Annotated in this window: 9 protein-coding genes; 6 read left to right on the top strand and 3 right to left on the bottom strand. The window is 54.3% G+C overall.

Annotation, left to right across the window (positions count from 1 at the left end; genetic code table 11):
• Positions 1-18: 18 nt before the first annotated feature.
• Positions 19-1695: an ABC transporter substrate-binding protein gene (locus MKX42_RS20845; protein ID WP_340754220.1), complete on the bottom strand. Its 1677-nt coding sequence runs from the start codon at positions 1693-1695 to the stop codon at positions 19-21.
• 123 nt (positions 1696-1818) lie between these two features.
• On the opposite strand from MKX42_RS20845, the gene MKX42_RS20840 reads away from it, so the two are divergent.
• The 3 genes from MKX42_RS20840 to MKX42_RS20830 all read left to right on the top strand — a co-directional run bounded on the left by MKX42_RS20840 (position 1819) and on the right by MKX42_RS20830 (position 5989).
• Positions 1819-3357, top strand: coding sequence for a DUF4153 domain-containing protein (locus tag MKX42_RS20840; RefSeq protein ID WP_340754218.1), 1539 nt, complete (start codon positions 1819-1821; stop codon positions 3355-3357).
• A gap of 64 nt (positions 3358-3421) precedes the next feature.
• A complete protein-coding gene (locus MKX42_RS20835; RefSeq protein WP_339224458.1) occupies positions 3422-4120 on the top strand; it encodes a Crp/Fnr family transcriptional regulator in 699 nt (232 codons plus the stop codon).
• A gap of 165 nt (positions 4121-4285) precedes the next feature.
• Complete coding sequence (locus MKX42_RS20830; RefSeq protein WP_340754216.1) at positions 4286-5989, top strand: methyl-accepting chemotaxis protein; 1704 nt, start codon at positions 4286-4288, stop codon at positions 5987-5989.
• Positions 5990-6050: 61 nt separating this feature from the next.
• Here MKX42_RS20830 and MKX42_RS20825 read toward each other — a convergent pair whose 3' ends face one another.
• On the bottom strand, positions 6051-7133 hold the full coding sequence (locus tag MKX42_RS20825; RefSeq protein WP_340754214.1) for a nucleotidyltransferase domain-containing protein: 1083 nt from the start codon (positions 7131-7133) through the stop codon (positions 6051-6053).
• Between the two features lie 241 nt (positions 7134-7374).
• Between MKX42_RS20825 and MKX42_RS20820 the strand changes: the two genes are divergently transcribed.
• The 3 genes from MKX42_RS20820 to MKX42_RS20810 all read left to right on the top strand — a co-directional run bounded on the left by MKX42_RS20820 (position 7375) and on the right by MKX42_RS20810 (position 13732).
• Positions 7375-11265 carry a galactose-binding domain-containing protein gene (locus MKX42_RS20820; RefSeq protein WP_340754212.1) on the top strand — a complete coding sequence of 1297 codons (3891 nt, stop codon included), beginning with the start codon at positions 7375-7377 and terminating at the stop codon, positions 11263-11265.
• 507 nt (positions 11266-11772) lie between these two features.
• The gene (gene cysK / locus MKX42_RS20815; RefSeq protein ID WP_340754210.1) at positions 11773-12696 is read left to right on the top strand and encodes a cysteine synthase A; all 924 of its coding nucleotides are present in this window, start codon (positions 11773-11775) and stop codon (positions 12694-12696) included.
• A 19-nt stretch (positions 12697-12715) separates the two neighbouring features.
• A complete protein-coding gene (locus MKX42_RS20810; RefSeq protein ID WP_340754208.1) occupies positions 12716-13732 on the top strand; it encodes a hypothetical protein in 1017 nt (338 codons plus the stop codon).
• Between the two features lie 29 nt (positions 13733-13761).
• Here MKX42_RS20810 and MKX42_RS20805 read toward each other — a convergent pair whose 3' ends face one another.
• A complete protein-coding gene (locus MKX42_RS20805; RefSeq protein ID WP_209992249.1) occupies positions 13762-14277 on the bottom strand; it encodes a VanZ family protein in 516 nt (171 codons plus the stop codon).
• Positions 14278-14296: the final 19 nt, after the last annotated feature.

Genomic DNA, 14296 nt, shown 5'->3' with positions numbered 1-14296 from the left:
TGCTGCTGGGAGTCTTCACTACAGCTCCGGCGGAAACCACAGATGGCGCAGATCGACCCAGCCCTGGCTGTTAAAGGTCACCCCGCGCACGGAGGGCAGATAAGCGGTCTCGGCAGGCCGTTCGTACAGAATATGCAGCTGGTGGTCACGGGTTAGAGTATCCTCAATCACCTGGAAGCCTTCCGCCCGAACGGAGGCGTCAGGCTCCCGCGAGATCTGGCGCAGCCTGCCTTCAATGCCCGCACGGGTGCGTGGTTCGATGTGCTGCGAGAGGGTCAGATACAGATCGTACAGACGGAGCTGCTCATCCTGGTCGCGGAGCAGCGAGAAGACGATCAGGTCGGACTTCAGGCGGATCGGACCTTTGAATTCCTCTGGCGACACGGATAACACCTTGCAGGAATATCCATGCTGCGTTAGTCTTGCGGCGATGTATTCGGCATCTCCGGCATACTGCGGGATCGTGGCAATCTGCAAGACTTCAGCCGGAGGCGCTGCGAAATGCCGGAAGGGCACTCTCGGGGCGTCGTGCAGACAGGACAGCAGCTCGGCACGAAGAAGGGGATCGCTTAGCGGTCCCTTTTTCTTCGTGTTGCAGGTTACGAATTTGCGGACATAGGACTCAGAGTGGATTCTGCTTAGGGAGTCTGCGCCTGCTGCTGACGGATTCGGGATGATATGGAAGGCAGAGCCGGTCTCTGAGGGCTCACGGTTAAGGCTCCACGGGACATAGATAATCTCCACACGGTCCAGATGGGCCCGCCCCTGGAAGTAATAAGGGAACACCTCCAGCACACAGGTGTCCTCATTCATCTCCACGACCTTGAACGGACCGGTGCCCGCCGGCCTGCGTCCAAACAGATTCTCTCCTATGGACTCCAGATCGCGGGGCACAATCGCCGCCCGGCTGGTGCAGAGGAAGGGAAGGAAGAGTTCATTCGGCTTCTTCAGCAGAATGCGGACGGTAGAGGCATTCAAGGCCTGGACCTCCTGAATCTCCTTGACAATATAACTGTACAGCATGCGCTGCGAAGTGGACATCATCCGTTCGAACGAGTACACGACATCCTCCGGGGTCAGTACCTTGCCGTGATGGAACAAGACCTCCTTGCGCAGATGAAAAGTCCAGGCCGTCCGGCTGCCGTCTGTCTCCCAGGCATGGGCCAGGCCGGGGATCACCTTGCCGCGTTCACCGCTGCGGCAGACCAGCCCGTCAAAAACATGGCTGGAGACGAATGACTCCGCCAGCAAATTCATATAGAGCGGATCGAAGGTATGGAGCTGCTGGGTGACCGGCAGCCGCAGCGTATCGATCCGCTTATCGCTGTGCACCTCAGCATGATGCCCGAAATAGGCCAGCAGCCAGCCTTGCAGCGTGTCCTGCAGCGATGAAGTGCGGGCATGCCTGCGAATGCCCTCCAGCGCCTTGCTGATATCCTTGCTGCTTATGGCTTGCTTCATGGATTCCAGGGCAATATCCTCGGCTGCCGCGAGGAATACCAGCTTGGAGCGCCGTCCCCGTCCCCTGCTGGGGGTCCAGGTGATCCAGCCGAGATCGGCCATTTTGCGGATCACATGCAGTGCATTGCGGTGGGTGCAGCCAAGGGTCAAGGCCAGCTCGTCAAGGGTGATGGAGATCTCAGCCGGACCTCCATGCTGCGAATGCAGCTTCAGGAATTGACTATGCAGCTTCATCTGGGACATTCTCCTCCTGCCTCATCTATAAAATAGGAAATTAATATTATTATATTTCTCTTTTTCTTCTTATTTTATCAGCTAGAATCAGGATAGGACAGTAAAAAGATGGGGGAATTTACCATGGACGAACAAACGGTATCCAAACCGGGGCATGGGCGTGTAGCCTTATTGGCCGCATTTCTGCTTGCAATTGTGCATCAGTACCTGTTTTACGACAAAATGCCGGGGATCTCTTACCCGATTTTTGTGGTCTTATTTTATGCTTTTATGCTCTATTTCGCCAAGGAGAGGCTGCGCAAGCAGAACTGGTTCAGCTATGTTTGGATGGTGTCCATATTTCTGTTGTCCTTGACCTATATGCTGTTTGGCAACAGGTTTTTCTTTGCGCTTAATTTCGTTGTTATTCCGGTGCTTATTCTATTACATATGACGTATATGCTTAGTTACCGTAAGCCCACCTGGAGTGGAATCGCGCTGATCGGCGCGGCATTTGAGCATCTGTTCCCGCAAAGTCTGCGCAACTGGGCTACGGCACTGAGGCTGCTGCGCCGGGGCAAAGGCGGGATGGCGAATGAACGCAAGCAGGTATTGATGCGGGTGATGATCGGCCTGCTGATTTCGGTGCCGCTGCTGCTGATCGTGATCTCGCTGCTCTCTACGGCGGATGGAGTGTTCAGTCAGCTGCTGTCAGCACTCCCGGGGATTTTTGACAACATTTCGCTGGGGGACTGGGTCTTCCGGGCTCTGTGGGTTCTGCTGCTCGGCCTCTTCATGTTCGGCTTCGTCTGGGGGTTCGTACAGAGTAAATTCTATATCCGAACTCCTCTGGTCAGTGAGTTTGATGCGATGGGACAGAAGCTGGTAGCAGCTGAAGCAGGGGAGGAGGGGATCGGTCTTGATGACCCGGTCATTATCACTACCGTGCTGACTGCAATCAATGCAGTGTACATGCTGTTTGTGAGTGTCCAGTTCTCGTATCTGTTCGGAGCCTGGGACGGGATTCTGCCGGAGAACAGTACGTATGCGGACTATGCGCGGAGCGGTTTTCTGGAGCTGATTCTGGTCACATCCATTAACTTCGCGATCTTGCTGCTGTCCTTGCTGGCAGTGCGCAAAGCTGGAGGTATCCTGAAGCGGGTGATTCAGCTCCTGCTGTATATTCTGGTGTTATGCTCCATGGTCATGCTGTATTCTGCATACTCGCGGCTGAACTTATATGAAGAGGCGTATGGTTACACCTACATCCGGTTCCTGGTGCATGCCTTCATGATCTTCCTCGGATTGCTGCTGGTGCTGGCGGCCGTAAGGATTAGCCGGGAACCCTTCCCGCTTCTAAAATGTTACATCGTGCTCGGCCTGCTCTCCTATGTGCTGATGAACTATATAGGGATGGATCATATCATTGCGCAGCAGAATATCCAGCGTTATGAAGCAAGCGGCACACTGGATGCCGGTTATCTGGCCGGGCTCTCCGCAGATGTGGTTCCAGAGCTGATCGAATTCAGCAAGCAGGAGAAGGGGATTCTGGACGAGGCGCTGCGCAGCAGACTGTCTGAACGTACTCAGCCTAAGCAGAGCTGGCCGTCGTTCAATCTGGCGAACCACCGGGAGCGTAAAGCGCTTGAGGAGTATTTTGTCGGAGAGGTAACGCAGAAATAGCTTCTGTGCTCAGGCTTGTGTTACAGTAATTTCAGCAGAAATGACACAAGGAGAGAAGAACCTCATGCAATCGATTATAAATCCGGAGGCGGTTCGAAGCCTTACCGAGCAGAATGGTCTCACAGCCATGTTCAGCAGCAGCGCCATTGCCCAGATGGAGCTTCGGCGTTACGGCGGAGGAGAGGCAGTCTGCTCGGTTGGCGACCGGCTGGAGCATATGTTTTTCCTGATGCAGGGCAAGCTGAAGATTCATACGCTGCTGCCTAACGGCAAGTCGATGCTGGTCCGGTTCGCCCGGCCGATGTCGGTGATCGGGGATGTGGAGCTGCTGCGCCAGTATCCCGTTAAGAATGAGGTGGTCTCTGTAGGGGACAGCCTGCTGCTTGTTGCCGGAAGGAAGCTGCTGCTCCGGGAGATTGAAGACAATACAGCGCTGCTGCGCTTCCTGGTAGGAGAGCTGAGCCACAAAATGTACACGCTCGGCCAGACCTCAGCCATGAATGTTCTCTATCCGGTGGAGAACCGGTTCGCCAGCTACCTGATGTCGCTGTTCGCGGACAACACCGGCGCCCAGCGCGTAGAGGAGATTCGCACCTCCACGCTGACTGAGACCGCCGATCTGCTCGGCACCAGCTACCGGCATCTGAACCGGGTAGTGCGCCGCCTGATTGAAGACGGGATTATTGAACGCAGGAACGGCCGACTGATAGTGCGGGACGAAGAACGTCTGGCATTGCTGGCGAACGGGAATTTGTACGATTGAACCGGATGATAGGAAGTAGTTCATAGAACCTCCATTTCTGCTTTTGACAGGGATGGAGGTTTCTTTGTGCGCTCGGCAGCGTATTTCAGATTTATTTAAGAATGATGAAGTACGATACGTAGAGATTACATAGCAGAGCTTACATATCGAATGGAGGTAGTTATCATGTTGGGCAGACTTAGAGGAATCCGGGCCAAAATCATGTTTGGTTTCGCCGCTGTTATTATCGTGTTCATTCTCGCAATTACCGGCAGTACTATATTTCAGGGTAAAGTGACCATGCTTACAGAGCAGATCAACCGCAATTACAGCAAGCTCTCGATGGTACAGAAATTAACCGATGAGATCCGGACGGCGGACGGTCTGGCCGCAAGGTATGTGATGAGTAATACCACTGAGGAGAGAACAGCCAATCTAACCGCTTATGAAGCCAAGATCCCGGAGATTACAGCCGCAGTCGAAGAGCTTAAGGGAGCCGGCCTGAATGAGGCGGAGCTTGCGGGAATTCAGAATCTGGAGGGAGAGTGGGGCAATTATCTGACAGTGCTGAAGCAGGCTTTTGCCTTGGCCAAGGAAGGGAACTTCCCGCAAGCGCAAAAGTCGTTCACAAGCCTCTCCCTTACGACTATCATCGATTCACAGCTGGTGTTCGAGACGATGCTGCATGATGAAATCATGAAGGAACAGAGCCAGGCGGCAACCCACCGCAGCTCCTCTATGATTACCAGCATGGGCGTTACAGGCTTATCCGTGGTACTGGCTCTGTTGATCGCATTCGTATTGTCCGCACGGATACTGAAGCCGGTGAAGGATATCAACAGGCAGCTCCAGGAGATTGTGGGCGGCGATGCCGATCTAACCCGCAAGCTTAGTGTGCAGACGAAGGATGAGATTGGTGAGCTGGCCCGGAATTTCAATAAAATGACCGATAATCTGTCATCGATGATTACCCAGGTGAAGCTATCTGCGAACGGTCTGGCGGCTTCTGCAGTGAAGCTGACCTCGGAGAGCGGAATGACCGCCGGAACTACCGAGAAGATCGCCGGAATTATGGGTGAGGTCGCAAGTGGTGCGGGCATGCAGATGAATGACCTGCAGACTAACATGAACACGATTATTGAAATGTCGGACGGCATTCAGCTGATTGCTGCCAGTGTACAGGATATCTCGGAAGCTTCCCAGCGTTCTGCAGATTATGCGGTGGCCGGGGATCTATCCCTGCAATCTGCCGTCCGGCAGATGGATTCGATCAACGAATCCATTCAGGCGTTATCGCAGAAGGTGACGGGCTTCGTGAATCGTTCACAGGATATAAGCAGCATTGTCGGGGTGATCAAGGGGATTGCCTCGGAGACGAATATGCTGGCACTGAATGCAACCATAGAAGCGGCCCGGGCCGGAGAGCACGGCAGAGGCTTTGCTGTGGTAGCCGATCAAGTGCGCAGGCTGGCCGAACAGTCCGCAGATTCCGCCAATCAGATTGCAGAAATGGCGACTGGAATCCAGGCGGATGCTGACCATGCAGTGAAGGTGATGAAGAACAGTATGAACGAAGTGCAGGGCGGAACCCGTATCATAGAAGAGGCCGGGCAGTCTTTCAACGCTATCCGCTATTCGATTGATTCACTGGCGGGACAGGTTCAGGAGGTATCCGGTGCGGTAGAAGAAATCACGGCAGCGACGGAGGAGATTGTAGATTCCATCCGCACCGTTACGCATATCTCCGAGACCACAGCGGCAAGTACACAGCAAGTATCCGCCGCATCGCAAGAGCAGATGGCTTCAGTGGAACAGATCGCCTCTTCTGCCAGTGCACTCAGCATGCTGGCGCAAGGGCTGCAAGGTTTGGTAGCACGGTTCAATGTATAATTAGGCAAGCCCCCTCTCCCTATCTCAGCGTAGGGGGAGGGGGCTTGGTCTTGCTTATCTGTTACTTGTTCATATATTGCCGGTACAGCTCTTCACAAGTATCGTAACGCTGGGGCTGCCGGCCGGTCCGGTGATATTCCTCCAGATAGTCGTCCATTGCCAGGAGGAACTGGTCCTTGAACAGATCCAGATTGGCGGCATCAAAATACTGCATGAGTTCAAACTTCCGTGTTCCCCGCGACTCAGTCATTTCATCCAGCAGACCCTGCGCTCCCATGGCGGCGTAGAAGGCGTAAGAAGCATCCTTACTTTCAGCGCTGGCAATGATCTTGTTGCGGTAGTTGCACCATAATTCCTCATAGGTGCCCGCCAGATTATCATAGGTAGGAACAGGCTGTTCCACATATTTCTGATATAGGGTGCTGTATAGATCAAGGATACTTTTAAGCAGAATGCCGGAGGTACTTCGGATCTCGTCCGTCGTCATCGCGCAGATCACATTCATATAGATCTTCTCATAATTCTCAGGGAGGTAGCGGTAAGCTGCGGTGTCCTCCAGGTATCTTTTCAGCCCTCTTTTCAGATAAGTATTGTTCATATGCGTCAAAGCGTTCACCAGATTGTAGACCAACTCCGCTGAAGCCAGCCTAACGGCTCCCTTATCCTCCGCAAGACAAATATTCGCATATTCCTGCTTCGCCAGATCGATCCATTTCTTCGCCCGTTCCAGAGAATCGCGTCCCATGGGCTTCGCCAGAGCATCCAGCGCCCGCTGCTGGTAGCCTCTAAGCTTCTCCAGATCCTCAGGCTTGGCATAGTAGAGCACCTGCAAATCTATTAGAGAGGAGATCATCGGACTTTCAAGAGCGGCCTGATCTTCGATCCGGGTCTCCCAAGGAGTGCAGTAGATATCATAACCGATATCCCCCAGAATGAAGCAGGACGAGATGCCCCAGCCTTGGTTGTTATTATTGATGATGATCAGATCCAGATCGCTTTTCTCATGATAATCCCCGGTACTGTAAGAGCCCGTAAGCCCGATCACCGCAATCTCCTCTGGATAATCCCGTTTGGCCCGCTCGATCACCATGTTGATCAATTTTTCGTTTTTGGATAATAGCTCCTGCCTGGTACTTTCATTCATAGCTGATTCCTCCTGCGCTGTGGCTTGTTGTTGTATTCATTGTAAAAGGATCTGCCGTCCGCGGGTATGCCGACTTCAGTTAGGTCCATTCTCTCCCTGAGCGCTCCGTATGTACGCACATACTTTTCATAGAATACGCCATCGACCTGAGCCAGGCTCTATCTTATATTATTACCATAATTTGTTTTATGAAAGCGCATACTCGAAGGTGGCACCATAATCTATGGGAGGTGGTTGTCAAATGATCAGTAGAACCAGGTCTTCGGTAGCAAGGACATTCCTGATGTACGGTCTGATGCTTGTGTTATGTGTGGGACAGCTCGCGTTATTTCCGGCAACGGGAGCGGCGGCAGGCAATCTGGCTCAGGGCAAGACGATCAACGCAAGCTCAGTCGGTGATGTGTATGTAGCAGCGAATGCTAATGACGGTAACCAGGGTACGTACTGGGAGAGTGCCAGCAATGCTTTTCCGCAATGGATCAAGGTGGATCTGGGTGCCAGCAGCAGTGTGAATCAGGTTGTACTGAAGCTGCCTGCGGGCTGGGAAGCCAGAACACAAACGCTGTCTGTGCAAGGCAGTACGGATGATGCGTCTTACAGCAATCTGGCGGCGTCTGCGGGGTATGCCTTCAATCCGGGCAGTGCGAACTCCGTCACCATCAACTTCACAGCTGCAACCGCCCGGTATGTCAAAATCAACTTCACGGGCAACACCGGCTGGCCCGCAGCGCAGCTGTCGGAGATTGAGGTGTACGGCACCACGGCCTCTCCACCCGGAACTTATGAAGCGGAGGCTGCCGCCTTATCCGGCGGGGCCAAGACGAATACCGATCACAGCGGGTATACCGGTGCTGCCTTCGTAGATGGCTACCTGACTCAGGGAGCAGCCACAACCTTCTCGGTAACCGCTCCGGCGGCAGGGAATTACAGCGCAGCTCTGAGGTATGCCAATGCCTCAGGCAGTACGAAGACGCTGAGTATCTACGTGAACGGCACGAAGGTCAAGCAGACCTCGCTTGCCAATCTGCCAAGCTGGGACAACTGGTCCACGCAGGCTGAGGTGGTGGCTTTAACTGCCGGAAATAACACCATTGCCTACAAATATGATGCGTCCGACTCCGGGAACGTGAATCTGGATCAGCTTGTACTGACAGCTTCAACGGCACCAACGGCAACGGTTGCCCCTACGCCCGTTCCAACGATAGCGCCGACAGTTGCGCCAACGGTTGTGCCAACTGCAAGGCCGGCTACCACACCAACTGTAGCTCCAACGCCAACTACTACACCTGTGCCAACATCTACACCAGTCCCTACAGCAACCCCAACCACAGGTCCCGGCGTGAACCTGGCGACCGGCAAAGCTGTGAATGCTTCCTCCTCCGTCTTCACCTTTGTTCCGGCCAACGCCAATGATGGAGATGTCACGACCTATTGGGAAGGAGCAGGGGGAGATTATCCGAATACGCTGACTGTTAACCTTGGTGCAAACGCCAATATAACTTCGGTAGTTGTGAAGCTGAATCCGGCAGCAGCCTGGTCAACCCGTACCCAAACTATTCAAGTCCTGGGGCATAATCAGTCGACAGGCACCTTCTCCAGTCTGGTACCGGCAGCTGTGTATACCTTCAATCCGGCCAGCGGCAACACAGTGACCATTCCGGTCACAGCAACCGTCAGTGAGCTGCAGCTGAAATTCACAGCGAACTCCGGATCAAGCGCCGGACAGGTGGCGGAGCTCCAGATCATCGGCACACCGGGGGCGAACCCGGATTTGACGGTGACCGGGATGTCATGGAGTCCTTCCGCTCCGGTAGAGACAGATTCTCTGACACTGAACGCTACAGTGAAGAATAGCGGCACTGCCTCATCCGCAGCTACCAATGTCAGCTTTTATCTCGGTACCGTTCTTGCCGGATATGCCCCCGTGGATACCCTGGCCGCAGGAGCTTCGGCCAATGTCTCCTTCAGTGTTGGTGCCAAGGATGCCGGAACCTATACGGTAAGCGCCAAGGTAGATGAGATGAGCAATGTTGTAGAGCTGAATGAAGGCAATAACAGCTATACGCATCCTTCTGCCCTTACAGTAAATCCGGTATCCAGCTCAGATCTGATCGCCTCTCCGGTCAGTTGGTCTCCAAGCAATCCGGCAGGGGGGAACGTGGTCAGCTTCGCGTTAGCCATCAAGAATCAGGGATCAGCTTCCTCGGCAGGCGGCGCTCATAACATCACGCTGACCTTGTCCGATGCTACGACCGGCGCGGTCCTCAGAACGTTGACCGGCACTTATAACGGTGTCATTGCTGCCGGAAGTACTACCGCTCCTGTGGCTCTTGGAACCTGGACGGCTGTGAACGGTAAATATAATGTAAAAACAGAAATTGCCGTGGATGGCAACGAACTGGCGGTAAAACGGGCCAACAACATCCAGAATCAGCCGCTCTACATCGGACGCGGGGCCAATATGCCTTACGATATGTATGAGGCAGAAGATGGAGTGATCGGCGGCGGAGCGGTCAAGCTGGCACCGAACCGGAATATCGGTGATCTGGCCGGTGAAGCTTCAGGCAGACGGGCCGTTACGCTGAATACCACAGGCAGCTATGTCGAATTCACCACCAAAGCCAGTACGAATACCCTGGTCACCCGGTTCTCTATTCCCGACTCGGCCAGCGGTGACGGCACAACAGCGACCCTGAATATTTATGTTAATGGTGTCTTTAACAAAGCCATCACCTTGAATTCCAAGTATGCCTGGCTCTATGGCTCAGAGACCAGTCCGGGCAATTCGCCAAGCGCCGGTTCCCCGCGCCATATCTATGATGAAGCGAACATCATGTTCGACAGTATCATTCCGGCAGGCAGCACGATCCGGCTGCAGAAGGATGCAGCCAACACCTCACAATATGCGATAGACTTCGTGAGCCTGGAGCAGGTATCGCCGATCGCCAATCCTGATCCGGCGAAGTATACCGTTCCGCTTGGATTCACACATCAGGATGTGCAGAATGCGCTGGATAAGGTCCGTATGGATACAACGGGTAATCTTGCGGGTGTCTATCTTCCTGCCGGAAACTATGAGACCTCGAATAAATTCCAGGTCTACGGCAAGGCAGTGAAGATCATCGGAGCCGGACCGTGGTATACCCGGTTCTATGCTCCGCTCAACCAGTCGAATACAGACATCGGCTTCCGGGCGACAGATTCAGCGAATGGCTCGACCTTCTCGGGGTTTGCCTACTTCGGCAACTATACTTCACGGATTGACGGTCCCGGCAAGGTGTTCGACTTCTCCAATGTGGCGAACATAACGATCGACAATATCTGGACTGAACATCAGGTATGTATGTACTGGGGGGCCAATACCGATTATATGGTGATCCGCAACTCCCGTATCCGCAACACCTTCGCCGACGGGATCAACATGACGAACGGCAGCACGAATAATCTCGTGTCCAATAATGAAGCCCGGGCTACCGGAGATGACAGCTTCGCGTTGTTCTCGGCGATTGATTCCGGCGGCTCGGATATGAAGGATAACGTCTATGAGAATCTGACCTCGATCCTGACCTGGCGGGCAGCCGGGGTAGCGGTATACGGCGGTTATGCCAATACCTTCCGCAACATCTACATCGCGGATACGCTCTGCTACTCAGGAATTACGATCAGCTCGCTTGATTTCGGTTATGCGATGAATGGCTTCGGCGCTTCGCCGCCGACGAACTTCCAGAATATCTCGGTCGTCCGGGCAGGCGGACATTTCTGGGGCTCCCAGACCTTCCCGGCCATCTGGGTGTTCTCCGCCTCCAAGGTGTTCCAGGGCATCCGGGTGAGTGATGTGGATATTGTGGACCCGACCTATCACGGGATTATGTTCCAGACCAATTATGTCGGCTCATCGCCGCAGTTCCCTGTGGCCGATACGATCTTCTCGAACATTACCATTTCCGGTGCCCTCAAGAGCGGAGATGCCTTCGATGCCAAGTCCGGTGTCGGTATCTGGGCGAATGAGTCGGCAGAGCCCGGCCAAGGCCCGGCGGTGGGTAATGTAGTCTTCAACAACCTGAAGATCCTGAACACAGTAACGCCGATCAAAAACACAACCTCCACGTTCACTATAACGGTGAATCCGTAGGGGGGACGAAGCACCGCCTTCTGTGAAGCAGCGTACCACAAAAAACCGCCGCCCGTGTGTCCGGGAGAGGCGGTTTTTTGTGCTAAATCGCTGCGGGGTCCTTAGGCTTAGATTGCAGCATGACTACTCGACCACATAGGTTATCTTTCATACCACGCCTGGCTACGGGAAATCCTGCATCTTTTACAACAAATTAGTCTCTGCATAGCCTCCAAAACGGAAATCCTGCACAAATTACAACAATATGAACTCAGACTTCCCAATCTGCTGATTAATCCTGCAAAATGTGCAACAATCGTGGACCTGAGCTACTCTGAAGCTGGAAATCATGCAAAATGTGCAACAATCGGGGACCAGAGCTACTCGGCGGCTGGAAATCCTGCACAATGTACAACATTGCCGGTGTTGCAGCCGCAATTCCTTAAAATCGACAAATGCTATCCCGTAACTATACAATGGGTGTTATATTGTGCATAGGATAAGGACAGAAACAAAGGAGGCACACCCATGACGAATCGGGTAGTAAGTAATATTACGGAGCTGATCGGCGGCACGCCGGTTGTGCGCTTGAACCGGGTAACCGGACCGGAGGATGCGGAGCTGTATGTAAAGCTGGAGATGTTCAATCCCAGCGGCAGCGTCAAGGACCGGGCGGCCTATAATCTGATCCTCCAGGCGGAGCTGGACGGACGCCTGCAGCCGGGCGGGACAATCATTGAGCCGACCAGCGGGAATACCGGGATTGGACTGGCGATGAACGCAGCAGCGAAGGGATATAAGGCGATCCTGATCATGCCGGATAATATGACGAAGGAACGGATCAATATCCTGAAGGCCTACGGGGCGGAAGTGGTGCTGACTCCGGCGGCGGAGCGGATGCCCGGCGCGATTGCCAAGGCGGTGGAGCTGGGACGGGAGATCCCCGGCAGCTTCATACCGCAGCAGTTCGAGAATCGGGCGAACCCGGACATTCACCGCACCACCACCGCGCCAGAAATCCTGGAGCAGATGGAAGGGCGGCTGGATGTCTTCATTGCCACTTCCGGGACAGGCGGCACCATCACCGGAACCGGCGAGGCGTTGCGCGCGCGACTGCCAGAGCTGCGTGTGGTTGTTGTGGAGCCGCAGGGTTCGCCGGTGCTGTCCGGCGGCCAGCCCGGGCCGCATAAGCTGGTGGGGACCAGCCCCGGCTTCGTGCCGGCGATTCTGAATACCGCCATTTACGATGAGATCGTGCAGGTATCCGATGAGGATGCCTTGGAGATGGTAAGAGAACTGGCCCGTACCGAGGGAATTCTGCTCGGACCTTCCGGCGGAGCCGCAGTCTGGACAGCCTTGCAGGAGGCACGGCACCTGGGTCGGGGCAAGCGGGTGTTATGTATCGCGCCCGATACCGGGGAACGTTACCTCAGCATGGGAATTTTCGACTAAATTATACTGGAGGTCCGTTATGAATCAAGCGAAGCGCAGTTTCCGGCACGGGGTAACAGCGGCTGGAAGTCTTATTCTTACAGCAGCCATAGTTTCTAGCCTGACCGGGTGTGCCCGGACGAATAGCAATGACGCTGCCAGCAGTGCAGCAGCTACGGACGGGCCGTCTTTCGCCAGTCCATCGCCAGCCGTAATGCAGACGGATAGCCCGCCAAGTGCGGTCCCGACTGCTTCGGCGTCAGCTACGGCTTCTCCGGCCCCGGCTGCCTTGCTCGACCCTGCCAAGCTCCAGCCGGTCTTCGGATTCGCCAGTGAGACCGGGAGTCATATTATCGTCTCCAGGGAAGAGGAGGGAGCCGGGGAGCAGTTGAAGTCCCTGAACACTGCCATCGGGAACGGGGGCCAGGTGCTGGCTGTGAAGCTGGAGAAATGGCAGACGGGTAACGAGAACAACAACGGACGTGAGCTGGCGAATAATATTCCGAATATGTCCGGTTATCTATTCAAGGTAGAGGGTGACACAGCAATGCGGGATGAGACCTATTATCTGGTTGATTCTGCGGTCTTTCCGCAGGCAGCCTTGCTGGAGCTTCAGCCCGCCGATCCGGCAGGCCCGCAGCTTGCAGCCGGTGATCCGCTTCGCAAGAGTGTAGCAGCTGCCAAAGGCCGGAAGATCCAGTCCGCCTGGAAGCTGGCCGGGCTGGGTCCGGACAGACAGCTCTATCTGGTGCAGTTCGTAAGACAAGATAAGGAGATGTTGTTTAGCCTTGTACTGGAGGAAGACGGGAAGCTCAGCTTCAAGGACTATCCTGCTGAGATTACAGATAATGAATATTCAGTCTGGCGTGTCGATGACGGCGGTGAGGTGAACCCGCAGATGTTCTCCCTGCTGTTCGCGGCACATACAGCAGACGGATTGCTGCTGGGGCTGAACTGGTGGGGAGCGGAGGGTGTGAACAGCTTTTTCCTGAAGCAGGAAGGCAATGGCTTCACAGAGCTTGCGATCGAATATGGCCGCTATACCTCTCCCTTGTGAGCAGGGCGAACGGAAAGCAAGGCTCCCCGTCACTTCTGGGTGACGGAGGAGCCTTGTCTGCCTGTCATATACATCATCATGATGGGGCGAATCAGCAGATATCCCAACATCCCGCCGAATGTATTCAGCAGAAGATCATCTACATCAAACGTTCCAATATAGAAGACGGCTTGTGAGCATTCCAGCACCGCGCTTAACGCGAAGGACCACAGCAGGACTCCGGTGAAGGAGCCGCTGCCTTTTCCATTCGGAGATAACAGCACCAGGAAGATGCCATAAGGAATGAATAAGGCGATATTCCCCAGGAAATTAACGACAGTGCTTGTGCTGAGATGGTGATAGGTATTGGATAAGGTGGCCAGCGGGACCAGATTTCCGCTTCTCAGACTGGCGGCAACATGGTCCGGGCTGTGTTGAAGCTGCTGCCATAGAAATGGGAGATCCATCGAACCGAATTTGAACAAAATAATTTTGAACAGAATATATACGTAGACGGTAAACAGTACCTGCAAACCGTATTTTGTCCGCTTGTGTGCCTGATTCATTTCAGATCACCGCTTTCTG

Origin of the sequence: Paenibacillus sp. FSL R7-0204, from assembly GCF_038002225.1 — a bacterium.
Lineage (GTDB): Bacteria > Bacillota > Bacilli > Paenibacillales > Paenibacillaceae > Paenibacillus_AQ.
Note: the sequence above shows the minus strand (reverse complement) of the source record. Positions and strands in the feature narration are given on the sequence as shown.

Bases quoted from the DNA above. Each gene is read 5' to 3' on its own strand.
- MKX42_RS20845 (WP_340754220.1), bottom strand. From the start codon at position 1,695: ATGAAGCTGCATAGTCAATTCCTGAAGCTGCATTCGCAGCATGGAGGT.
- MKX42_RS20840 (WP_340754218.1), top strand. From the start codon at position 1,819: ATGGACGAACAAACGGTATCCAAACCGGGGCATGGGCGTGTAGCCTTA.
- MKX42_RS20835 (WP_339224458.1), top strand. From the start codon at position 3,422: ATGCAATCGATTATAAATCCGGAGGCGGTTCGAAGCCTTACCGAGCAG.
- MKX42_RS20830 (WP_340754216.1), top strand. From the start codon at position 4,286: ATGTTGGGCAGACTTAGAGGAATCCGGGCCAAAATCATGTTTGGTTTC.
- MKX42_RS20825 (WP_340754214.1), bottom strand. From the start codon at position 7,133: ATGAATGAAAGTACCAGGCAGGAGCTATTATCCAAAAACGAAAAATTG.
- MKX42_RS20820 (WP_340754212.1), top strand. From the start codon at position 7,375: ATGATCAGTAGAACCAGGTCTTCGGTAGCAAGGACATTCCTGATGTAC.
- cysK (WP_340754210.1), top strand. From the start codon at position 11,773: ATGACGAATCGGGTAGTAAGTAATATTACGGAGCTGATCGGCGGCACG.
- MKX42_RS20810 (WP_340754208.1), top strand. From the start codon at position 12,716: ATGAATCAAGCGAAGCGCAGTTTCCGGCACGGGGTAACAGCGGCTGGA.
- MKX42_RS20805 (WP_209992249.1), bottom strand. From the start codon at position 14,277: ATGAATCAGGCACACAAGCGGACAAAATACGGTTTGCAGGTACTGTTT.